Annotated in this window: 19 protein-coding genes; 11 read left to right on the forward strand and 8 right to left on the reverse strand. The window is 69.9% G+C overall.

The features are described 5' to 3' along the window. Nucleotides 1-92 precede the first annotated feature (92 nt). Nucleotides 93-2,540, reverse strand: a complete 2,448-nt coding sequence (locus ACQP2T_RS12840; protein WP_433516365.1) for a serine/threonine-protein kinase — start codon at nucleotides 2,538-2,540, stop codon at nucleotides 93-95. Nucleotides 2,541-2,626: 86 nt separating this feature from the next. Beyond that, complete coding sequence (locus ACQP2T_RS12845; protein ID WP_433516366.1) at nucleotides 2,627-3,265, reverse strand: pyridoxamine 5'-phosphate oxidase family protein; 639 nt, start codon at nucleotides 3,263-3,265, stop codon at nucleotides 2,627-2,629. 71 nt (nucleotides 3,266-3,336) lie between these two features. On the opposite strand from ACQP2T_RS12845, the gene ACQP2T_RS12850 reads away from it, so the two are divergent. Beyond that, the gene (locus ACQP2T_RS12850) at nucleotides 3,337-4,722 is read left to right on the forward strand and encodes a PLP-dependent aminotransferase family protein (protein ID WP_433516367.1); all 1,386 of its coding nucleotides are present in this window, start codon (nucleotides 3,337-3,339) and stop codon (nucleotides 4,720-4,722) included. Between the two features lie 63 nt (nucleotides 4,723-4,785). On the opposite strand, the gene ACQP2T_RS12855 is transcribed toward ACQP2T_RS12850, so the two are convergent. Both ACQP2T_RS12855 and ACQP2T_RS12860 read right to left on the reverse strand, forming a co-directional pair. Beyond that, the gene (locus ACQP2T_RS12855; protein ID WP_433516368.1) at nucleotides 4,786-5,892 is read right to left on the reverse strand and encodes a DegT/DnrJ/EryC1/StrS family aminotransferase; all 1,107 of its coding nucleotides are present in this window, start codon (nucleotides 5,890-5,892) and stop codon (nucleotides 4,786-4,788) included. Beyond that, on the reverse strand, nucleotides 5,889-6,971 hold the full coding sequence (locus ACQP2T_RS12860) for a GNAT family N-acetyltransferase (protein ID WP_433516369.1): 1,083 nt from the start codon (nucleotides 6,969-6,971) through the stop codon (nucleotides 5,889-5,891). Before ACQP2T_RS12860 ends, ACQP2T_RS12855 begins: the two co-directional genes overlap by 4 nt. Before the next feature lie 153 nt (nucleotides 6,972-7,124). Here ACQP2T_RS12860 and ACQP2T_RS12865 point away from each other — a divergent pair, with 153 nt between their 5' ends. The 9 genes from ACQP2T_RS12865 (at nucleotide 7,125) to ACQP2T_RS12905 (ending at nucleotide 17,157) form a co-directional block, all read left to right on the forward strand. Further along, nucleotides 7,125-8,165, forward strand: a complete 1,041-nt coding sequence (locus ACQP2T_RS12865) for a phosphotransferase family protein (RefSeq protein WP_433516370.1) — start codon at nucleotides 7,125-7,127, stop codon at nucleotides 8,163-8,165. Nucleotides 8,166-8,219: 54 nt separating this feature from the next. Further along, nucleotides 8,220-8,969, forward strand: a complete 750-nt coding sequence (locus ACQP2T_RS12870) for an SDR family oxidoreductase (protein WP_433516371.1) — start codon at nucleotides 8,220-8,222, stop codon at nucleotides 8,967-8,969. Between the two features lie 94 nt (nucleotides 8,970-9,063). Beyond that, on the forward strand, nucleotides 9,064-10,449 hold the full coding sequence (locus ACQP2T_RS12875) for a GH39 family glycosyl hydrolase (RefSeq protein WP_433516372.1): 1,386 nt from the start codon (nucleotides 9,064-9,066) through the stop codon (nucleotides 10,447-10,449). A 428-nt stretch (nucleotides 10,450-10,877) separates the two neighbouring features. Further along, entirely contained in the window at nucleotides 10,878-12,755 is a 1,878-nt protein-coding gene (locus ACQP2T_RS12880) for an ABC transporter ATP-binding protein (RefSeq protein WP_433519763.1), read from the forward strand. A 330-nt stretch (nucleotides 12,756-13,085) separates the two neighbouring features. Beyond that, a complete protein-coding gene (locus ACQP2T_RS12885) occupies nucleotides 13,086-14,501 on the forward strand; it encodes an ATP-binding protein (protein ID WP_433516373.1) in 1,416 nt (471 codons plus the stop codon). Between the two features lie 65 nt (nucleotides 14,502-14,566). Continuing rightward, nucleotides 14,567-14,986 carry a roadblock/LC7 domain-containing protein gene (locus ACQP2T_RS12890; protein WP_433516374.1) on the forward strand — a complete coding sequence of 140 codons (420 nt, stop codon included), beginning with the start codon at nucleotides 14,567-14,569 and terminating at the stop codon, nucleotides 14,984-14,986. Beyond that, complete coding sequence (locus tag ACQP2T_RS12895; protein ID WP_433516375.1) at nucleotides 14,983-15,342, forward strand: DUF742 domain-containing protein; 360 nt, start codon at nucleotides 14,983-14,985, stop codon at nucleotides 15,340-15,342. The genes ACQP2T_RS12890 and ACQP2T_RS12895 overlap by 4 nt, the downstream gene beginning before the upstream one ends. Nucleotides 15,343-15,373: 31 nt before the next feature. After that, on the forward strand, nucleotides 15,374-15,931 hold the full coding sequence (locus ACQP2T_RS12900; protein WP_433516376.1) for a GTP-binding protein: 558 nt from the start codon (nucleotides 15,374-15,376) through the stop codon (nucleotides 15,929-15,931). Continuing rightward, nucleotides 15,928-17,157, forward strand: a complete 1,230-nt coding sequence (locus ACQP2T_RS12905; protein WP_433516377.1) for a cytochrome P450 — start codon at nucleotides 15,928-15,930, stop codon at nucleotides 17,155-17,157. The genes ACQP2T_RS12900 and ACQP2T_RS12905 overlap by 4 nt, the downstream gene beginning before the upstream one ends. A 60-nt stretch (nucleotides 17,158-17,217) precedes the next feature. On the opposite strand, the gene ACQP2T_RS12910 is transcribed toward ACQP2T_RS12905, so the two are convergent. The 3 genes from ACQP2T_RS12910 to ACQP2T_RS12920 all read right to left on the reverse strand — a co-directional run bounded on the left by ACQP2T_RS12910 (nucleotide 17,218) and on the right by ACQP2T_RS12920 (nucleotide 20,268). Further along, on the reverse strand, nucleotides 17,218-18,810 hold the full coding sequence (locus tag ACQP2T_RS12910) for an alpha/beta hydrolase (RefSeq protein ID WP_433516378.1): 1,593 nt from the start codon (nucleotides 18,808-18,810) through the stop codon (nucleotides 17,218-17,220). Between the two features lie 121 nt (nucleotides 18,811-18,931). Then, the gene (locus ACQP2T_RS12915) at nucleotides 18,932-19,357 is read right to left on the reverse strand and encodes a nucleoside deaminase (RefSeq protein WP_433516379.1); all 426 of its coding nucleotides are present in this window, start codon (nucleotides 19,355-19,357) and stop codon (nucleotides 18,932-18,934) included. A 35-nt stretch (nucleotides 19,358-19,392) separates the two neighbouring features. Next, the gene (locus ACQP2T_RS12920; protein ID WP_433516380.1) at nucleotides 19,393-20,268 is read right to left on the reverse strand and encodes an LLM class flavin-dependent oxidoreductase; all 876 of its coding nucleotides are present in this window, start codon (nucleotides 20,266-20,268) and stop codon (nucleotides 19,393-19,395) included. 93 nt (nucleotides 20,269-20,361) lie between these two features. On the opposite strand from ACQP2T_RS12920, the gene ACQP2T_RS12925 reads away from it, so the two are divergent. Continuing rightward, nucleotides 20,362-20,817, forward strand: a complete 456-nt coding sequence (locus tag ACQP2T_RS12925; protein WP_433516381.1) for an Lrp/AsnC family transcriptional regulator — start codon at nucleotides 20,362-20,364, stop codon at nucleotides 20,815-20,817. Here ACQP2T_RS12925 and ACQP2T_RS12930 read toward each other — a convergent pair. Beyond that, nucleotides 20,796-21,977, reverse strand: a complete 1,182-nt coding sequence (locus tag ACQP2T_RS12930) for a DUF418 domain-containing protein (RefSeq protein ID WP_433516382.1) — start codon at nucleotides 21,975-21,977, stop codon at nucleotides 20,796-20,798. The two genes, ACQP2T_RS12925 and ACQP2T_RS12930, sit on opposite strands and share 22 nt — an antisense overlap. Between the last annotated feature and the right edge of the window lie 53 nt (nucleotides 21,978-22,030).

Here is a 22,030-nt window from a genome sequence, read left to right on the forward strand (position 1 = left end):
CTGGGCCCCCACCCTCATCAGACGGACCGTAGCTTAACCAGAGGCGACCGCTTTCCCACAGTTAATGTCCGGACACAGTATGAATACGGAGGTCAACCAATGGTTCCCGAATCGTCGGACGACGGGTCAGGGGCCGGGGTCTTCGGTCCGTCCTTCGTGGGGTCGTCCTTCGGCGGGTCGTCCTTGGGTGGGTCGTCGTCCGTGGGCGGGTCCTCCTGGCAGGCCGCGGTCTTGCCGCCCGAGCTGTCGCCGCCGTTGTCCGCCGTGGGCCGGGTGGCGGCCGTCACGAGCCAGGACGTGCCGCACGGCACCTTGTCGAAGGTGTAGCTCACGGTCCTGGTGTAGGAGGTGTCTCCGGACAGGGTCAGGGTCTCGGTGTGCGCGATCCGGCCGCCGAGGGAGAAGGCGACGCTGAGCCGTACCGGCTGGTCGTTGTCGGTGGTCACGGCGACGACCGCGGTGGCCGGGCCGCGCGGGCTGAGCGAGGCCCGCACGATCGATACCTTCCGCACGCTCGGCGGGCAGGTCACCCTGGTCCGGGCGGTGGCCGTCCGGTCGCCCGCGCGGACCACGACCGAGACGGTGGTGTCGCACGGGCGGGACCTGAAGGCGTGGCTGAATGCCCGCGAGTAGGCCGTGCGGCCGGACAGGGTGGCCGAGCGAGTGGAGACCTGGTCGCCGTTCAGCGCGAAGGCGGCCTCGACGGGCACCTCGGCGGTGCCGCTGGTGGTCACCCTGACCCGGGCCTGAGCCGTACGGCCCGGCGAGGCGGCCAGGTCGAGCGAGACCCGCAGGCCCGTCACCCGCGTGGGACACGGCGGTACGTTCACCGTGGCCGTCCGCGCCCCGCCGGGAGCGGCGGGGAAGGTGGTGACGGTCAGCGTGACGGTCTTGCCGCACGGGCGCTCGTCCGCGGTGTAGCTGAGCGGGCGGTCATAGGACCGGTCGCCGCTCAGCCGCAGAGTCTGGCTGCGTACGCCGACGCCGTCCACGGACCAGGCGGCGGTCGCCGTGATCCGTCCCGTGCCGGTGGTGCGGATGGACAGCGAGGAGCCGGCCACGTTGTCGTCGTTGAACGTCAGCCCGCCGAGCGTGAGCCCCGCGACCGAGGTCACCGGGACCGGCGTCGGCGTCACCGTCGGCGTGGTCACGGTGACGATCGGCGTCGGCGTGATGGTCTTGGGCGGCTTAGGCGTCTTCGTCGGCGTGGGCTTGGTGACCTTCGGAGTGGGCTTGACGGGCTTGGTGACAGTGGGAGTGGGTTTGACAGGCTTGGTGAAAGTCACCTTGGGAGTGGGCACGGGCTTGGTGGTCGGTGGCGATGTGGCCACCACCGGCTCGGCGGTGTGCGGCTTGGGGCTGGGGGAGGCTACGGCCAGTGCCGTCGGCTGGTCGCGGGGGAGGCCGACCGGGGACTCCTCGGGCGGCTGGCTCAACGTGACCGGCGTGGCCGGCGGTGAGCCCTCCTCGGCCGGGCCCTGCGACTGCGAGGGCCTCGCCAGGGCCACTTCCACGGCCTGGTCGCGGCTCGACAGCACGACGATCACGGCGATGGTCGCGACCGCGACCACCCCCACGCCCATGGCCAGCCGGGCCGCGTTGTGCTTGGCCGTACGCAGCGTCGTACGGAAGACGGTCTGCGCCAGCGAGGTCGTGACCTCGGCGGGGGGCGTCTGGGGCATGGGCAGGAGCAGGGCGAGCAGGGCCACCAGCCCGGCCAGCCGCCGCCTGCCGCGCTCCTCCCAGTCCTCGCCGTACGCGGCCCGCGCCGCCGCCTCCAGCTCGATGACGAACGCGGCGGCGCTGACGGGCCGCGCGGCCGGGTCCTTGGCCATGCCGCGGGTGATCAGCTCGCGCACCGGCTCGGGCGCGTCGTGGACCGGGATCGGCGCGTGCATGTGCTGGTAGCCGAGCACGCTCGGCTCGGTCGACCGGTACGGCCGGTGCCCGGTCAGGCACTCGAAGAACACCGCCGTCGCCGCGTACACGTCGGTGGCGGGCGAGGCGGGCATGTTCTCCCACAGCTCGGGCGCCATGTACGGGGGCGTGCCCTCGGCCCGCGAGGCGGTCCCCTGCCGCACCGCGATGCCGAAGTCGACCAGCTTGCTGGCCCCGTCGTCGCGGACGATCACGTTCTCGGGCTTGTAGTCCTTGTGCACCAGTCCGTGCGAGTGGGCTCGGGCCAGGCCGAGCAGCGAGCCCTTGAGCACGGCCAGCGCCGCCTCCGGCCCCGTCGTCCCGTGCTCGCGCAGCAGCGCTCGCAGAGACACGCCGTTGACCAGCTCCATCACGATGGCCGCGCCGTAGCCGTCCTGGATGTACTCCCACAGCGTGGCGATGTTCTGGTCGCGCAGCGTGGTCAGCAGCCGCGCCTCCGACTGGAACCTGGCCAGGGCCACCGAGTCGCCGAGTAACCGCTGTGACAGGTATTTGATCGCGACCTTGACGCCGGTCTCATCGTGCACCGCGAGCACGACTCGGCCGCTACCGCCCGCCCCGAGCTGCTTGATCTCCGTATAACCAGGAGCGTTCCACTCCATCGCCATCCCCCATCAGGAGTTGGGCCCACCTGATGAGACGTGTGATCAAGGAGAGAAGTTTGCCAGGTGGTTCCTGATTTATGGAACTACCTCCGGCCGCGGATGTGAACAGGTACGTCGATACCTTCTGGGAGTACCGGATCCGGCACAGGCTCCCCCCAGGACGTCACGAGCGGCAGAACCCCGGCCCAGACGGGCAGCTCGTAGTCCTCCTCCTCGTCCAGAGGAACGCCGCTCCGCATCTTCACCGACGCCTCTTCGAGCGACAGGGCCAGCACGGCCGTCGCGGCCAGTTCCTTGGGCGACGGCTCCCTGACGTAGTCCCACTGGCCCGGCGCGAGCTGCTCGGACACCGCGCGGAGCCCGGCCAGCCGCTCTTCCGGGTCCGTCAGCAGCCGCGCGCGACCGTAGATGATCGCGGAACGGTAGTTGACGGAGTGGTGGAAGATCGACCGGGCCAGCACGATGCCGTCGAGGTGGGTGACGGTGACGCACACGTCCGTGCCCTCGCTCGCGCGCAGTGACCGCGCGCCGGTGGAGCCGTGCAGGTAGAGGGTCTCGCCCAGGCGCCCGTATCCGGTGGGCACCACCATGGGGTGGCCGTCGACCACCACACCCAGGTGGCAGATCAGCCCGGCGTCGAGCACCTCGTACAGGTCGTTCCTGTCGCTGCTGCCACGCTCCTTGGAGCGGCCGAGCTTGGTGCGGGGTGTGGTGGAGAGCATGGGGCCACGGTAATGAGAAAGTGGACATAGCCTGTAGGGCCACTAATGACCGCTTCCCGGAGACCACTTTCGTGCGCACCCTCGTCGACCTGCCTGTATCCCTGTCCAGGGAGTCGGGCGTCCCGCTCTCGGCACAGCTCACCGGCTGGCTGCGCCGGGCCATGCTGGCCGGGACGCTCGCGCCGGGAGAGCGCCTGCCGTCCTCGCGCGGGCTCGCGGAGCAGCTCGGCGTGAGCAGGACCGTGGTCACGGAGGCGTACCAGCAGCTGTACGCGGAGGGGTGGCTGGAGGGGCGGCACGGCTCCGGCACGTTCGTGGCCGCGCTGGAGGCGTCACACCTGGCCGTCGAGCCGCCGGCCGCGCCCGAGCCGCCGCCGCGCCCACCGGCCGAGCGGATGATCGACCTGACCCCCGGCACTCCCTGGGTGCGCGACTACGACCGCGCGGCCTGGAAGCGGGCCTGGCGCAGGGCCGCCGACCTGCCTCCTGGCGACCACCCGGACCCGTACGGCCTGCCGTACCTGCGCGAACTGCTCGCCGACCACCTGCGGCGGGCCAGGGCCGTGACGGTCGGCCCCGAGAACGTCCTGGTCACCAGGGGCACCGGCAACGGCCTCGACCTGTGCGCGCTCGCGCTGCTGCGTGAGGGCGGCCGGGCGGGCGTCGAGGATCCCGGCTATCACGTGGCGCGTACGGTGTTCGGGGCCAGGGGCGCGAAGGTCGTGCCGTGTCCCGTCGACGAGGAGGGCGTGATCGTCGAGGCGCTCCCCGACGACCTCCGCGTCCTCTACACCACGCCGGCCCACCAGTACCCACTCGGCGGGCGCCTGCCGATCCCGCGCAGGGAACGGCTGCTCGCCTGGGCCAGGAGCACCGGCGCGATCATCGTGGAGGACGACTACGACGCCGAGTTCCGCTACGACGTCGCGCCGCTGCCCGCCCTCTACGGCCTCGACCCCTCGCGCGTCGTCCTGCTCGGCACGCTCTCGAAGACGCTCGCCCCCGACATCGGCGTCGGCTGGCTGGTGGGCTCGCCCGAGCTGCTCGACCGGATCGCCGCCATCCGCGGCTCGATCTCCGACCGCACCAGCGGCCCGGTCCAGCAGGCCGTCGCGACCCTCCTGGAGCGCGGCGACCTCGACCGTCACCTGCGCAGGATGCGCCTGGAGTACGCCCGCAGGCGCGGCGCGATCGTCGAGATCCTGGGCCCGGTGTGCCGCCTGCGCGGCGACACGGCCGGTCTGCACCTGGTGGCGGAGCTGCCGCTCGAAACGGTCACCGGGCTGGTCGCCGCCGCGCGGCGGCAGGGCGTGCTGCTCGACTCCACCGCCCGCCACCACTACGGCACCGAGCGCCTGCACGGCCTGGTGATCGGGTACGGCTCGGCCACGCTGGCCGAGGTCAGGCGCGGCTGCCGGACGGTGGCCGAGCTGATCCGCGCGGCCACCGGCGGGTAGCCCCAGCCGCCGGCGCGAAGCCCAGCCACTCACCCGTAGCTCGGCCACCGGCGCATAGCCGTCTCAGGCGGGCTCGAGCTCGCGCAGGATCGGCAGGGAGCGGGCGGCGTAGACCGGGTCGACGGGCAGGGCGTGGCGGGCCCACCAGCGGGCCGGGCCCGGATCGGGGGAGGGGTCGGTGAAGGCGGGCGCATAGTCGTCGTACGGCGGGTCGTAGAGGTAGCCCGTCACCACCCCGCGCCGCTCCAGCGCGGCGATGGCCGCGTCCCGGTCGCGCACGAGCAGCGGCACCCGGAACAACGGCTGGTCGACCTGATCCCGTACGCCCGCCGCCACCGACGGCAGCTCAGCCAGCGAGCGCACCCCCGCCAACCGGCGGGCCCGCTCCCCGGGCACCTTGGCCAGCCGCCTCGACTGGTACCAGCGGGCGAGCGCCCCTCTCCGGGCGCGGTAGTCGTGCAGATCGGCGCGGACCCACGGATCGAACGGCGGCAGCGACGGCACCTGCTTCATGGCCGCCGCGAGCTCGTCGGGCCGCAGCGAGATGCGGTAGCCCTCCCGCGACTCCTCCATGCCCAGCAGGCGCGAGAGCCGGAGCGCGGGCCGGACCAGGTCGAGCCGGAGGGCGGCCTGGCGGGCCATCGAGGTGGTCACGGCCAGCAGTTCGGCGCGGAAGGCGCCCGGCTCCAGCAGCGCGTCGCGGGCCCGTTCGAGCGCGCGCAGGTCCGCCAGGCTCTCCACCGCGAGGACCCCGCCCGAACCGGCCCCCGGATGCTTGGACAGGCTGAAGACTCCGGCCTGGCCGAACGTGCCGAGGGGGCGGCCGGCCACGCTGGTCTCCATGGCGTGGGCGACATCCTCGATCAGGATTTTTCCCGTGAAGGCGGACACGGTGTCCGGCAGGCCGTACAGGTTGGTGGTCAGGACGGCGTCCACCTGGCCGAGGTTGACGCGGGTGGCGTCGATGTTGCCGTCACGGCGCGACAGCGGCGCGATCACCGGGCGCAGGCCCGCCGCCAGCACCAGGAAGAGGATCTCGTCGGCGGAGATCGGCGACATGAGCAGCCGCTGGCCCGGCGTGCACCAGTGACGCAGCGCGAGGTAGAGGCCGAGACGGTTGGAGGGGAGCAGCAGGCAGTGACGCCCGGTGCGTTCGGCGATCGCCCTCACGACTGGAGGGCCGTGCGGAGTCTCCCGAACGTCTTCAGCGCCCGGTCGGCCGTCCTGTGCAGCAGCGGGTTGGCCAGCACGGTGGCCCGCGTCTTGCGCACGGGCACCCGCAGCAGCCAGTGGACGGCCGAGGCGGCGCCGACCGTGGCGACCCGCCCTTCGGCCACCTGGAACTCGCCGTTCTTGAGCTTCTCCTTGTACTCCTTCTCGCCCCGGCCCATGTCGATCACCTGGATGCCGGAACCGGCGGCCTGCTCGGCCATCGCCAGGTGATGGATGAGGCCGGGGGAGTATTTGGCGTAGTGGGTGTCGTAGGCCGGGAACCAGCCCGCGAGCGTGGTGCGCGTGCGGAGACCGAAATGCCCGGCCATCGGCAGGTCGTTCACGTAGATCATGTCGAGCACCCCGGCGAAGCCCTCGGTCTGCGTGGCCAGCAGCCGCTCGACCAGCTCGACGATCCACTGCTGGGCGAACCGGTCGGTGCGCCCCGTGCGCCGGTATTGGTCGGTCTTCCAGCCGAGCAGAGTGTGCAGCGGCGCCGGGTCGGTGGTCGCGTAGTCGTGGCGGATCGGCCCGACGTCGCGCTGGAGCTTGCGCGACTTGGCCAGGGTGGTCTTGTACGTCTTGCCGGAGTGCAGGCGCAGGAACTCGGTGTAGGGGCCGTGCCCCTCACGCAGGTCGATGATCGGCGACGGGTGGCGCTCGTGCCGCCCGGAGATCAGCGGCTGACCCGCGACCAGGTGGTCGAACTCGTAGACCGACAGCCCGCACTGCTTGATCAACCGGCGTGGGTCGATCTCCAGGTCCTTGGCGTGGACCAGGCCCTGCGCGTCGGTGAGCCCGGCGGCCACCGGCTTGCCGATGCCCATCGGATGGCGCTCGAACGGGAAGAACCCCACGATGTCGGGCCCGTCGTAGAGCACCGCGACACGGACCATGTCGCGCAGCTCACCGACCGTGATCGTGAACTCGGGGGACAGGAACGGATTGTCGAAGGCCGCGTGCCCCTCCTGAAGAGCCCGCCATCGGCTCAGCTCAGGTGCTCCCAGCTCGCGAGGGTGAGCAAGTGTGACGCGCATGGGCTCCTACGTTCGGCATACCTTCAGTTAGTTTGGAGGTAGCTGTGTATACCCAGGGTAAATGGTCTCGCATGATGGTCGTCTCCGCAGCTCCGGAACGTTACACAACTCTCAGCTAGCGTTCAGGACAGAGTGACGTTCTAATGTGTGTGCATGACCGTACCTGGGATTGACCGGCCCCGGCTGTTCGGCTGGATGGGCGCGAACGTGCCCGACGCGGGCGAACCCCTGTCCGTCTCCCTGATCTCCGGCGGCAGGTCGAACCTCACGTACCTCATCGAGACCCGCGAACGCCGGGTGGTGCTGCGCCGCCCGCCCCTCGGTCACGTGCTGCCCACCGCGCACGACATGCGGCGCGAGTGGCGGGTCATCTCCGCGCTGGCCGGGACGCCGGTCCCGGTGCCGGAGCCGGTCGCGTTCTGCGCCGACGAGGAGGTCATCGGAGCGCCGTTCTACCTGATGGGGTACGTGGACGGCCTGGCCGCCAGGACCCGTGAGCAGCTCGGCGAGCCCGCGCCCGCCGAGACGCGGCGGCTGGCGGAGCGGCTGGCCGAGGTGCTGGCCGCCATCCACGCCGTCGACTACCAGGAGATCGGTCTCGGCGACTTCGGCCGCCCCGACGGCTACCTGGCCAGGCAGCTCGGCCGGTGGTGCCAGCAGTGGGACCGCTCGAAGACGGCCGACCTGCCGGAGTACGACCGCCTGGTCACGCGCCTCCGCGCGTGCATGCCGGCCCGCTCGGCCAGCACGCTCGTGCACGGTGACTACCGCCTCGACAACACGCTCGTACGGCTGGCGCCCGGTCCGCCCGAGATCCTGGCCGTGGTCGACTGGGAGATGTCCACCCTGGGCGACCCGCTGGCCGACCTGGGGCTCACGCTCACCTACTGGCAGGACTCCGGTGACGAGGAGCGGGCGGGGATCCCGGTGGCCGGAGATGTGACGCTCACCCCCGGGTTCCTCAACGCCGCCGAGTTCGCCGCCCACTACACGAAGGTCTCCGGCCGCGACATCTCGGACCTTCCGTTCTACGTGGCGTTCGGGAACTTCAAGCTCGCGGTCATCGTGGAAGGTATCCACGCCCGTTTCCGGCAGGGTAAGACCGTGGGTGAGGGCTTCGAGAACATCGGCTCCGCCGTACCCGCGCTCATCGCCCGCGCGCACCGCATGCTGGACCAGCCCGTGAACCCCTGAGCGTGAACGGCCCGACCCGTGAACCGCCCGAGCATGAGCCCCTGAGGAGCGCACATGAGCACTGTGGCACTGATCACCGGAGCGGCGAGCGGCATCGGCGCCGCGGTGGCGCGGCGGCTGTCGGCGGGCGGGGCCAAGTGCGTCCTCCTCGACCTCGACGCCGAAGGGGCCGAGCGCCTGGCGAAGGAGGTCGGCGGCGTCTGGCTGGCCGGTGACGTCGGCACCGAGGAGGCTTCGCGGCAGGCCGTCGCGCTCGCCGAGGAGACCTACGGCCGGCTCGACCTGGTGCACCTCAACGCGGGGATCTCGGGCGGGGTGGATCTCGCGGCGTTCGACGTCGAGCGCTATCGCCAGGTCGTCGGGGTGAACGTGGACGGCGTGGTCTTCGGCGTCGCCGCCTGCCTGCCGCTGCTCAAGCGCTCGGGCGGCGGCGCGATCGTGGTCACCTCGTCGCTGGCCGGGCTCGTCGGCTTCGCCGGTGACCCTGTGTACACGATGACCAAGCACGCCGTGGTGGGGCTCGTCAGGGCGCTGGCCGCGCCGCTGGCCAAGGAGCGGGTCCGGATCGGCGCGGTCTGCCCGGGGTTCACGGACACACCGCTGGTGGCGGGAGCGCGCGAGATGTTCGTCAACGCGGGGTTCCCGCTGCTGAGTGCCGCCGATGTCGCCGCGGCCGTCGAAAGCGCCTTCTACGCCGACGAACCGGGCACGCTCCTCATCGTGCAACCGGGAAGGCAGCCAGTGCCGTACCGTTATGCGGGAGTCCCCGGACCGGCTGGAGGGCAGCGCCCGCCGGCCCCTTGATCGACCGCAAGTCCCTTGCAAGTACTGATATATACCGTGAGAAGGGCTGGGAGAGGCGTCCCGGCCCTTGTCTACGCGCGAGGGTGGAGGCACCGTGATTCCCACCGATGGCAAACACGCACGCAGACGGCCGCCATGGCCGATCGCGCTGGGCGTCGGGATCCTCGCGGTCGCGCTCGTCGCGGCGATCATGGTGTACGCGGGCACGCGGGGCGGCCCCCGCGACGAGTACAAGGGCGGCGAGGTCGCCCAGACCCAGCCGAGTGAGCCGCCGCCCACACTGGAGCAGCCGCCGGCCCTGGACGACTGGCCGCGCTGGGGCGTCACCCACACCCAGTACAGCGCCGACAACGTGCCCCGCGAGATCACCGAGCAGGCCAAGAACATCCTCGGCCGCGTCCCCATGCTGCAGAACCAGCACATCATGGGCTGGGGCGTGGGCAACCCGGAGCCGAGCCCGGACCAGTACAACTTACGGGACCTCGACCGGCGGCTGAAGCTCATGGCCTCCTCGCGGGCCGTCCCGGTCATCACGCTGTGCTGCGCGCCCGACTGGATGAAGGGCGGTCAGGCCGGCCGTACGGACTGGTCCAAGAACCACACGGTCGCCCCCAAGCGTGAGCATTTCGATGATTACGCCAAGCTCGCCGCGCGGATCGCCAGGCAGTATCCGACGGTGAAGTACTTCATGGTGTGGAACGAGTTCAAGGGCTTCTGGAACCCGTCCACGAACCGCTGGGACGCCGAGGGCTATACCGAGCTCTACAACAAGGTCTACGCGGCGCTGAAGAAGGTGAACGGCGACATCCAGGTCGGCGGCCCGTACATCCCGGTCGAGACCAACTCCGGCAGCGGCCCTTCGGAGCTCAGCGGTCCCTGGGGCACGGTCGACCAGCGCGCGCTCGACGCGATCGAATACTGGATCGAGCACAAGAAGGGCGCCGACTTCATCGTGGTCGACGGCGCCTCGATGACCAACGACAAGGCCAACGTCCCGGACGACTTCGCGGCCCAGGCCAAGTTCGGCGCGGTCACCGCCTGGCTCAGGCAGAAGAGCAACGACATGCCGGTGTGGTGGGCCGAGTGGTACGTCGAGCCCACCAACTCCGGCTGGAGCGAGGACAAGCGCACCGCCGTACAGGCCACGACGCTGATGGAGTTCGCCAGGAGCGGCGTGACGACGGCGCTCTACTGGAACCCGGAGCAGAAGGACGGGACGGAGTGCCCTGGCTGCCTCTGGTCGTCCGGCACGGGCCAGGAACTGCCGATGGCGGGGCTGCTGAGCGGGTTCGCGAAGTGGTTCCCCGCCGGGGTGAAACTGGATCCGGTCACCACCTCCGACCAGCGCATCAAGACGCTGGGGCAGGAGCGGCAGATGGTCATGGTCAACACGGCCGACACGAGCGTCACCGCGACCGTGGACGGCAAGCGGGTGACCTTGAAGCCGTACGAGATCCAGTGGGCGGGACGCGGCGCCTGAGGCCGGTCAAGGGCTCCGTTGGTCTGCTCGGGCGGGCGGGCGGAGCCCTTCTCTCACCATTCTTCGGAACAATCGTTGCCGTCCCCCGGAATTCCATTGCCTAGGGCGACTTGCGGCGGACAGAGAAACGTCAAACCGCTTTTCCACTTCTGTGGTGATCGAGGCGTCGGCTTGGGTTTGCCCAGGTCCCAGCGGGGTTCTGGTATGGGGCGGGATGTGAGCGCTTTATCGCTGATTTACATATCACACATGCGCAGATCTTTTCCATGAGCACCGGTCAAATCCGATCAAAGAACGCCCCCAAGCCCTGATTTTTCACCATTTGGGTGCTAGCGTCCTATTTTGAAAGCCGAAATAGTGCTACTGGCACAGGGGGGAATCATGACTCTCGGTAAGCTCTTCCCGGCTCACCGTAGCGACTGGTGGGGATGGGGCCGTCGCGGTTGTGGTCGGCGGCGCTGGTGGGGTGGATGCGGCGGCGGCTGCGGTGGCGGCTGGCGCAGGCGGTGGTGGTGGTAGAAGAGGTGCCACCTGAGAGCCGTCGGGTCTCCCAACGGCTCTCACTCTCCGCCCCGCCCCTGGCGCCGACGGTGTCCATCCGGAACACCTTCCGGGCGTTCTGGCCGGACACCCGCGGCGTCAGGGCGCTGTTCGCGGCCGGGGTCGTGTTCGCGATCCTGGCCGCGCTGTGTGAGGTCGCCGCGATCGCCCTGTTCGGCTACATCACCGACAAGGTCCTCAGCGAACGGGACCTGGGCGCCTTCTGGGCCCCCGCGGCCGCCTGGCTCGGCCTGGCGGTTCTGGCCGGTCTCGTCTCCTTCGCCGGTGCGTACATCACCGCCGCGGGCGCGGAACGCTTCCTCCTCAAGCTCCGCGACCGGGTCTTCGGCCACGTCCAGACCCTCACACCCGACTTCTTCGAGAACCGCCGCACGGGCGACCTGATGGCCCGGCTCACCGACGACATCGAGGCCATCGAGGAGCTCGTCGGCTCCGGCCTGGTCAAGATGTTCACCACCGTGGCCAGCGTGATCTTCTTCGCCGGCGCGGCGTTCATCATCAGATGGGACCTGGCGCTGGTCACGTTCGCGCTGATCCCGGCGTTCCTGGTGGTCTCCAAGCTCTTCGCGTCCCGGTTCAGGAACGCGGCGGCCCGCGAGCGGACCAGCAACGGCACCATGAACAGCGTCATCGAGGAGAGCCTGTCCAACCAGTCGCTCGTCCAGGCCTACAACCAGCAGGAGACCGAGGCCAGGCACCTGCACCGCGAAGGCCGCACCTGGCTGCGCGCGAACCTGTCCCAGGCGTGGCTCTCCGGCCTCTACGGCCCCGCCGTACAGGTGCTGGAGACCATCTGCCTGATCGTCATCCTGGGCTTCGGCGCCTGGGAGATCACCCAGGACCGCCTCACGCTCGGTGGTCTGCTCGCCTTCGCCGCCTACCTCGCCTATCTCTATCCCGCGGTCCAGGGTCTGGGCCAGCTGGCCCTCACCGTCTCGGAGGCCGCCGCCGGTTCGGACCGCGTCATGGAGGTCCTCTCCGTACGTCCGACCGTCGTGGACCGTCCCACCGCCGTGCCGGTGGTCGGGCGCAGCAGGGGGCGGATCGAGTTCTCGCGGGTCGGCTTCACGTACCCCAAGCGGATCAGGGCGACACTGCGCGAGCTGTCGTTCGTGATCGAACCGGGGGAACTCGTCGTCTGCACCGGAGCCAGCGGTGCGGGCAAGTCCACGCTCGCCAAGCTGCTCCTGCGTTTCTACGACCCGAACACCGGCCGCATCCTTCTGGACGGGGTGGACCTGCGCGACCTGACCCGATCGTCGCTGCGCGACACCATCACGCTCCTGCACCAGGAGAACCTCCTGTTCTCCGGCACGGTGCGCGACAACATCGCCTACGGCTCACCGGGTGCCGACGACGCCGCCGTGATTCTGGCGGCCGAGCTGGCCGACGTACACGATTTCATCCAGACATTGCCCCAGAAGTACGACACGCCCATCGGTCAGCGGGGCCGCCTCATGTCCGGCGGCCAGCGCCAGCGCCTGGCCATCGCCCGCGCGATCCTGCGTGACACGCCGGTGCTGGTGCTGGACGAGCCGATGACCGGGCTGGACGTGGTCACGGCCGAGCGGGTGATGGTGCCGTTGCGCCGGTTGATGGAGGGGCGGACGACGCTGCTCATCACCCATGACCTGCGGCATGTTCCGGAGGGGGTGCGCCGGATCGACCTGGAACCGGTACGGCGTTCGGACCGGATCCGGCTCCGGCCGAAACGAAGTGACCTCGGGGTGCATGGCGCGTACTGACCCGACAATTCACCGGGCCTGGGCGGGGAACCGCCCAGGCCCGGTCCTGTGAACGCCACCCCCGGCTCGGCCAACTGTGCCATGATCAACAACCGCGGATGTCGAAGCGCGGCCGCCGCTCAGTAGCCGGGAGCCTACTAATCCGGCATACTCCACACCCAGCAAGATCTGTTGTCAGATCCGGCGCCCATGCTCAAGCAGCTCGACTATTGGGCAGGGCAGGCGACAATGGCCGCAATTGGTGACCAAGTGCCCACGCAAAGCGAAGATTCCACTACAATCCGATCAAGACTTCCAGGCCGTATGTTTCTGACCTCCGACGAGGACTTGATGTCAGCAACTCACATACCTGTTCACCGTCGGGCCCTGCTCGTACCGCTTGGCGTCGCCGTCGTGGCCGGCGTCGCGTGCGTATGGGCCGTGGCCGAGGCGCCGGTCGAGGGGCGGACGCTCGTGGCCTGGTGCCTGGGCATAGCCGCCCTGCTGCTGTGCGCCGCCATCACCTATGGCTTGTACGGCCGGCAGCAGGCGAGCCTGCTGCGTGACCGGCTCGCCATGAGGGAGGCGGACCTCTCCCAACTGGCCGACCACACACTGCCCGCGCTGGTGAAGAGGTTGCGTGACGGGGCGTCGGTCGACACCGCGCTCGCCGAGGTGCCCAGGCCCGCCGACCTGGCTCAGCAGCGCATCCTGTGGACGCTGGCGCAGGAGGTCGGCAGAGGGGACAGGATGCGCGCGGCCGCGATGTCGGCCTGCGCCAACGCCGCCGGCCGGGTGCAGGCACTGGCGACCAGCATGCTGGCCGATCTGCGGGAGATGGAGGACCGGCATGACGAGAAGGTCCTCGGGGACCTGCTGAGGCTGGACCACAGCACCGCCCAGGCGGGCCGGCTGGCCGACAGCATCGCCGTGCTGACCGGTGCGCGTTCCGGGCGGCGCTGGACCAAGCCGATCGTGATGGAGAGCATCATGCGCGGCGCGGTGGGCCGGATCAGCGCCTACCAGCGGGTTCGGGTGCACTCGGCCAGCACCGTCGCGATCGCCGGGCACGCCGCCGAGGGCGTCATGCACGCCCTCGCGGAGCTGATGGACAACGCCACCAGCTTCTCGCCTCCTTCCGAGGAGGTGCACGTGTACGTCGAAGAGGTGAGCACGGGCATCGTGATCACCATCGAGGACTGCGGTCTGGTCATGAGCGCCGTGGCGCTGAACCGCGCGCGGCAGGCCGTCTCGTCCGAGCCCCTGGACCTGACGACGCTGTCCGGTACGCGACTGGGCCTGGCGGTCGTGGGCTGCCTGGCTCGCAAGCACGGTCTGACCGTCTCCTTCAGGCCGTCCTCACGCGGGGGCACCGGAGTGGTGGTCATGATCCCGCAGAAACTGGTCACCCAGCCCGCGCCGGCTCCCCAGGTGGAGGCCCCGCGTAGGCCGAGCGTCCCGGCCGCCCGCCGGGCCACCTCGGCCCCCGTCCCCGTGCGGGCCGACGCCGCGAAGGCCGACCCCGTCGCGGATGGCGAGCTGCCCAGGCGACGGCGCGGTCAGACACTCGCGGCGGCGACGTCCGCGGCCCCCGTGCCCGAGCAGGCTCCGGCGCGGCCCAAGCCGTCCCTCTCCGAGGCCGGAGCGAGATTCAGCGCTTTTCGCCAAGCCAGCCGCGGGACCGGCGCCGGCGCGGCGGGCCAGGAAGTCGAACACCCGCAAGCAGAGGGCCCGGCAGCAGAAGGCCCGAAAGACGACACCCGGTGACCAACTTACAGATTGGAGGGAGGGCTGCTCGTCCGGCGACGCCGGATGACCGTCCCAGACTCTCGATGAGAACCTCAGACCGCGACCTCGCCTGGCTGCTGGAGAACCTCCTGGAGAGGACACCGCAGACCCGGCACGTCTTGGTGCTGTCGAAGGACGGCCTCAAGCTCTCCCACACCCACGGGCTGTCGGTGGACCGGGCCGATCAACTGGCCGCCATCGCCTCGGGCATCCAGAGCCTGGCCCACGGGGCGTCGATGGAGTTCGGCGACGGTTCCGGCGGGCTGCGGCAGTCGATGACGGAGTTCCACGGCGGGCTGCTGTTCATCGTGGAAGCGGGAGAAGGCGCCCACCTCGCCGTCGTGGCGAGCGATGACGCCGACCCCGGCATCATCGGTCACAACATGAACGAACTGGTCGAGCAGCTCGGGGAGTATCTGACCGCCCCGCCGCGCGAACCCCAGCAGAGCAGCCGCTCGCTATGATCTCGCGGCGAGTGGCCAGCGAGGACCCGGACCGGCTGTACACGGTCACCGGGGGGCGCAGTCGCGCGGACGAGAGTGCCATGGACGTGGTCACACTGATCGTGAGCGAGTGCGATCCGACCCCCGGCATGCAGTCCGAGCACGTCAAGATCCTCCAGATGTGCCGCCAGCCGATGGCGGTCGTGGAGATCTCCTCGGCGCTGAGACTGCCCGTCAGCGTCGTACGGATCCTGCTGTGCGACCTGCTGGACACCGGACGCATCACCGCCCGCCATCCGCCCAAGGCTCCCGCCAAGGCGCAACTGCCCGATCCCGAAATCCTGGAGCAGGTGCTTGTTGGACTTCAGAACCTCTGACCCACCCGGCCGTACACCGCTACGGAGCACGATGACCACCGGTCTCAAGATCGTGGTCGTCGGCGGGTTCGGCGTGGGCAAGACGACCATGGTCCGCTCGGTCAGCGAGATCCGGCCGCTGAGCACCGAAGAGACGATGACCCAGGCAGGCATGGGGATCGACGACGCGAGCGGCGTACAGACCAAGACCACGACCACGGTGGCCTTCGACTTCGGCCGCATCAGCCTGAACGATCAGATGGTGCTCTACCTGTTCGGGGCGCCCGGCCAGGACCGGTTCTGGTTCCTGTGGGACCGGCTGTTCTCCGGGACGCTGGGAGCGGTCGTCCTGGTGGACGCCCGCCGCCTGGCCGACTCGTGGTACGCCATCGACCGGCTCGAACACCACGGAATGCCGTTCATCGTCGCGCGCAACAACTTCGACGAGCCGAAGCATCCCCTGGAGAAGATCCGGGAGGCGCTGGACCTGTCCGAAGAGGTTCCGCTGATCGACTGTGACGCCCGTCAACGCGACTCCAGCAAGGCCGTGCTGATCGCCCTCGTCAACCACCTCCACGCGATGTCCTCCGCCAGGGGGGTTACCCGATGACCGATTCCCACTACACACCCGAGCCCATCCGGATGTACGGGCCCCAGTTCCAGGAGGATCCGCAGCAGCTGTACCGGGACATGCGCAAGCTGCACGGGCCCGTCGTCCCGGTCCTGATGGAGGGCGATGTCCCCGCCTGGCTGGTGGTCGGCTACCGCGAGCTGCGCTACGTCCTGAGCAATCCGCAGCTGTTCGGCCGCGACTCCCGCCGGTGGAACGCCTGGGACCGCATCCCGCCGGACTGGCCGCTGATGGCGTTCGTCGGCTACCAGCCGTCCATTCTGTTCACCGAAGGCGCCGAGCATCAGCGGCGGGCCGGCGCCCTCAGCGACGCCCTCGCCTCCGTCGACCAGTTCGAGCTGAGATCGCAGTGCGAGAGGGTCTCCGACAGCTTGATCGACGCGTTCACCGGCCACGGCCGGGCCGACCTGATCGCGCATTACTCTCAGCCGATGCCGCTGCTGTCCATGGTCACGATGTTCGGGTTGCCGGAGGCGGAGACGCCCCGCCTGGTGGCCGACGTGACCACGGTGCTGAACGTCGGCCCGGAATCCGCGGAGGCGTACGGACGAGTCACGACCGCGATGCAGCGGCTGATCGCCACCAAACGCGAGCGCCCCGGCCCGGACCTGCCCTCACGCCTGCTGGCCCATCCCGCGGGGCTCAGTGATGAGGAGATCGCCCAGGACCTGGTCATCCTGATGAGCGGGGGCCAGGAGCCGACCGCCAACTGGATCGGCAACACCCTGCGGTTGATGCTGACCGATGAACGGTTCGCCGTGACCCTGTCGGGCGGCCGCCGCAGTGCCAGTCAGGCCCTGAACGAGGTCATGTGGGAGGACTCGCCCGCCCAGAACAGCCTGGGCCGCTGGGCGGCGCACGACACTCAGCTGGGCGGGCAGCGCATCCGGGCCGGTGACGCGCTCATCATCGGTCTCGCCGCCGCGAACGCCGACCCGCAGGTGCGGCCGGACTCCTATGGTGGCTCCGCCGGCAACCACGCGCACATGTCCTTCGGCCACGGCGAGCACGGCTGCCCGCACCCGGCGCCGGAGCTCGCCGAGGTCATCGCCTACACGGCCGTCGAGGTGCTGCTGGACCGGCTCCCGGACATGGCGCTGTCGGTGCCCGCCGAGCAGCTCGTCTGGCGGCCGTCCTTCCGGCTGCGCGCCCTGACCGCCCTGCCGGTGGAGTTCACGCCCGGCTACCTCAGGGGACCCGGCTAGGACGCCGAAGTGGTGTGTCCCCTGACACCTCCAGGGGACACACCACCGGTCAGCTCGCCGTCAGTGGACCGGGCGGCCCGTGATGGACAGCGGGGAGTCCTGCGGGGACAGCGTCGTCGCGGGCGGTTCCGTCGGGAATTGCGTGGCGCAGTGCGTTCCCGGCGCGGGCATGGTGCGGTTGATCAGATATTTCTCGATGTAGTCGCGGGCACAGGTACTGTTGCGGAACTGGCCGTGGCCGACGCCGTCATACTCCAGGACGACCGAGCGCGGGATCTGCCGTGCGGCGGCGTAGTTCCAGGCCGCCGGGGTTGCCACGTCATCCTTCGCCTTGACGACCAGGATCGGCGGGGTGCCGCTGATCTTGAGGCGGTGCTGCGGGTTGGACGTCCTGCCCTGCCAGTTGAGGCAGGACATCACGTCGGTCCAGAACGGGGAGAGCTCGGTGTGCGGGGCGATGGCCTTGAGACGGCGCTTGTAGGCGTCGAGTTCGGCGAAGCCCCTGACGTTCCACTTCCAGTCGGAGCACCAGATGGCCGGGTAGGCGTAGTTGACGCCCTCGGCGGTCGACGGCGCGGCCTCGGCCGCGGCCCTGGCCGTCGACTTCGCCTCCGCCGATTCCGACGCCACCGGCTTGTCCGCGACCTGCTGGTCCGCCTGGCGGGCCGCGAGCGCCTTCAGCCGCTCGGCCAGCGGGAAGAAGCCCGTCCACGGCCGGTACATCGGCTCGAACACCTCGATCCGGAGCTGCTCGTCCGAGATCACGTCGCCGGTCTCCGGGTCCTTCAGGGCGCCGGCCCTGGCCTTGGCCAGCAGGCCGTCCAGGACCGCCGTGGCGTCCTGGCCGTGCAGCGCGCAGGCCGCCGTCTCGCCGCACCACTTCGCGAACGCCTGATAGGAGCCTTCGAGGTCCTCGGTGGCGGTCTTCATGTACTGGTAGGCCGAGGTGATGCTGTGGTCCATGTTGGAGTCGATGGCCATCGCGCGCAGGTTCTTCGGGAACATCTCGGCGTACTGCTGGCCGACCTGCGTGCCGTAGGAGATCGCGAAGAAGCTGATCTGGCGCTCGCCGAGCGCCGCGCGGATCGAGTCCACGTCGCGCACCACGTTGGTGGTGCCGACGTGGTCGAACAGCGGGCCCGTGCGCTCGCGGCAGTCCTTCGACAGCTTGGCGTTGAAGGCCAGCCAGTTCTGATACTCCGCCTCGTTGGCCGGGTAGGTGAGCGGGGTCTCGTTGACCACGTCCTCGCTGCACAGAATGGGCGTGCTGCTGCCGACTCCGCGGGGGTCCACGCTGACGATGTCGAAGTACTGGCGCAGCGGGCTGTCGTCGGGGATGCCGCGGCCCATGATGTACGCGTTGAGGCCGGACCCACCGGGACCACCCGGGTGCACGAACAACACGCCCTGCCGCTTGGCCGGGTCGAGTGCCTTCAACCTGCCGATGGCCAGGTCGATCGTCGGGCCGCCGGGCTTCGCGTAGTCCATCGGCACCTTGATGGTGGCGCACTCGCCCTTGTACGTGGTGCCACATTCCGCCCAATCGATCGCGGTCGATGGGGCTGCCTGCGCTGACTGGGCTGATGCCGCTCCGGCGAGCTGGGTCACCAGCGCGGCACCGGCCAGTGCCGCGGTGAACAGTCGTAACCTCACTATCCATCCTTCCCCATGCGTCAAGCGGGCACATCGGCGCCGATGTGCCCGCTTTGATCATCCTGGCGGACGACAGTGCGGTTTGCGCGGCTTTACTGGGCTTGTTGGTGAAATATGAGTACTAGACGTAGTAGCCCTCGACCGGCGCCCGCGCCTCGTCGTACAGCGCCGGTCCTTCGAGTCGTGCCCCGGTGTTCCCCGCGGGTGGCTTGAGCCCGCCGAGCTGCTCGCTGGACAGCGCGAACACCACCCGCCCGAGCCCCGACCGCTCGATGGCGCCCGTGCACATGCCGCAGGGCTGGCAGCTGGTGTACATGACGGTGGTCGCCGCGGCCTCGGGGCTGAGCTCACGGGCCGCCCAGCGGGCCAGCTTCAGCTCGGGGTGCGCGGTGATGTCGGCGTCGCTGATGGAGGTGTTGACGTCCTCGGCGAGCACGTCGCCGTCCGGCCCCACCAGGAGCGACCCGAAGGGCGGGTTGCCCGCCGCCCGCGCCTTGGCGGCCAGTCCGATGGCCCGGCGCAGGAACTGCTCGTCGTCATGTGTCATGGCTGCTCCGTTCGTGGGTGGTTCGCGTGAAGGCCTCAGGAGGTGGCTATGGCCGTTCGTGGGCGGCTCGCGGCGAGGTCCCAGGAGGCGGCTACGGCCGCGAGAGCGCGCCAGGCCACCTCGGGGTGACGTGTCTCCTGTGGGTCGCCCTCAAAGGGGTCGAGGACGACGGTGTCCGCGCCGAGGAGACGTAGCTGTTCGAGGTCGTCCACGATCTGCTCGATCGTGCCCTCACCGGCGCGCCGGTCGGGATCGGTGATCGGGGACGTGGTGAGCCGCAGGATGATGCGGGGTGCCTGGGCGGGCATCGGGCGGCCCTGCTCGTCGGCGAGGGACTTGAGCCGGCCGAAGGCCTCGCGCAGCCAGGGCAGGGTGTTGCGCAGCGGGTGCCAGGTCTCGCCGAGGCGCACCGCGCGGCGCAGGCCGGCGTCGCTGTTGCCGCCGATCCAGATCGGCACCGGTCCCCCGCGATAGTCCGCGTCGTCCGCCCAGGCGGCGCGCAGCGCGTCGAGATATTCGTCGGTCAGCGCCCCGCGCCGGTGGAACGGCATGCCGAGCGCCTCGAACTCCTGCCGCGCCCACCCCACGCCCACGCCGAGGACCAGTCGTCCGCCGCTGAGGTCGTTGAGGTTGGCGGCCATCCGGGCGACGAGCAGCGGATGCCGGTACGGCATGATCAGCACCGTGGTCCCGAGCCTGATCCGCTCGGTGATGCCCGCCAGCCAGGCCAGCGTGGTGAAGGGCTCGTAGAACGGCGCCGGATACTGCTCGGCCACGTCCGGCGTCACTACCACGTGGTCCGACAGCATCAGCAGGTCGTAGCCGAGGCCCTCCACCGTCCGCGCCCAGCCGCGCAGGACGTCGGGGTTGGTGCCTGGTCCGAAGTTCGGGACGTTCACGCCTATTCGCACCCGTGCAGGCTAGCCAATCGATCATGTCGGCCGGAAGGGAGCTCTCCCTGCGTACAAGACGATTGGCCGGGGAATTGCCGGTATTTTGGGCCGATGACCGAGAGCCTTGACGCGACGGACTGGGCGATCATCGCCGAGCTCCAGAGGGACGGGCGCGTCGCGCTCGCCGAGTTGGGGCGGCGGGTCAACCTCAGCTCTTCCGCGACGACCGAGCGGGTCAAGCGGCTCGAGGCGGTCGGCGTCATCACCGGCTATCGGGCCGAGGTCGATCTGGAGAAGGTCGGCTACGCCGTGCTCGCCGTGGTGCGGCTCAAGTATCCCGGGAGCAGGCACGAGCCGCTGCATCGGCTGCTCGATGAGCGCTCCGAGATCCTCGAATGCCTGCGCACCACCGGCGACGACTGCTACCTGCTGAAGGTGGCCGCGGCCTCCATGGCCCATCTCGAACGGGTCGTGGACGAGCTCGCCCAGTTCGGCAGCACCACCACCAACCTGGTCTACAGCCGGACGCTGCCCTATCGGGGGCCTCAGGCGCGCGCCGGCTTCTGATGCGCGCCCCGGTGGCCTGGCCGGCTCCAGTACGTCACGGCGCGCAGCAGCCATTCCACCGGCCCGTACCGGTGCGCGCGGAGCCACCAATGGCTGAGGAAGACCTGACCGACGAAGACGACCAGCGCGATCACCACCTCCACCGGCGGGCTGACGCGGTCCACGAGCGCCAGACCGTACCCCGTGAAGATCAGTGAGCAGATGAGCGACTGCCCCAGATAGTTGGACAGCGCCATCCGGCCCGGCGCCGCCAGCGCCCGTCCGATGCGCGGCAGGTGCGGCAGCAGCCGCAGGAACGTCGCCGCGTAGGCGGCGGCGAGCAGGGGAGCCGTGACCAGGTCCACGGCCTCGCCGAGGAACTTGTTCACGCTGCCGTGCCAGGCCGACAGCGTGTAGATGAACGCGCCGCCCAGCCCGAGGGTGAACCCGAGCCACTGCAGGCGGCGGAGCGTGGCCGTGTGCGCGGACAGGTCGCGCAGCACGCCCAGCTTGCCGACCGCCAGCCCGATCAGGCAGGCGGCCAGTACGGCCGGACCCTGGAAGAGCACGCGCAGCACGACGATGAGGGAGAGCTTGCGCAGGTGCTCGCCGATGATCTGGAAGCCCGAGCCGCGCAGGGCCGCGTCGGAGTTCACCGCCTCCGCCACCCCGTGCGAGACCGTCCCGGCCGTGTCCAGACCGACCATCGCGAGGACGGCCAGCAGCACGAAGCCCAAGGCCAGCATGGAGGTCAAGGCGATGGCGAGCATGACCGCGGTCTTGGGCGAGACCTTGCGGAGCAGCAGCAGGGCCAGCCCGACCGCGGCGTAGGTGGTGAGGATGTCACCCGGGAACAGCAGCACCGCGTGGGCCAGCCCGATCAGGAACAGCCCGGCCAGGCGGCGCAGGAACATCGGCACGAACGCCTTGCCCCGCCGTACGGCCGAGTCGACCTGCAGCGTGAAGCTGTAGCCGAACAGGAAGGAGAACAATAAGTAGAACTTGTTCTCCATGAACAGGGTCACGGTCCACCGCACCGCCCAGTCGAGCGGTGAGATGAACGCGGGCTCCGCCATTCCGGCCATCCGGTAACCGGACGCCAAAAAGGCGATGTTCACGACGAGGATGCCGAGCAGCGAGAAGCCGCGCAGGGCATCGACCGAAGTGATGCGTGTTGCCATGGATCGCCCAGGTGAAATGGCGGGATGTGTCCTCATCAGCGAACATCATTCCG

The organism is Nonomuraea sp. CA-143628 (assembly GCF_050942315.1).
Lineage (GTDB): Bacteria > Actinomycetota > Actinomycetes > Streptosporangiales > Streptosporangiaceae > Nonomuraea.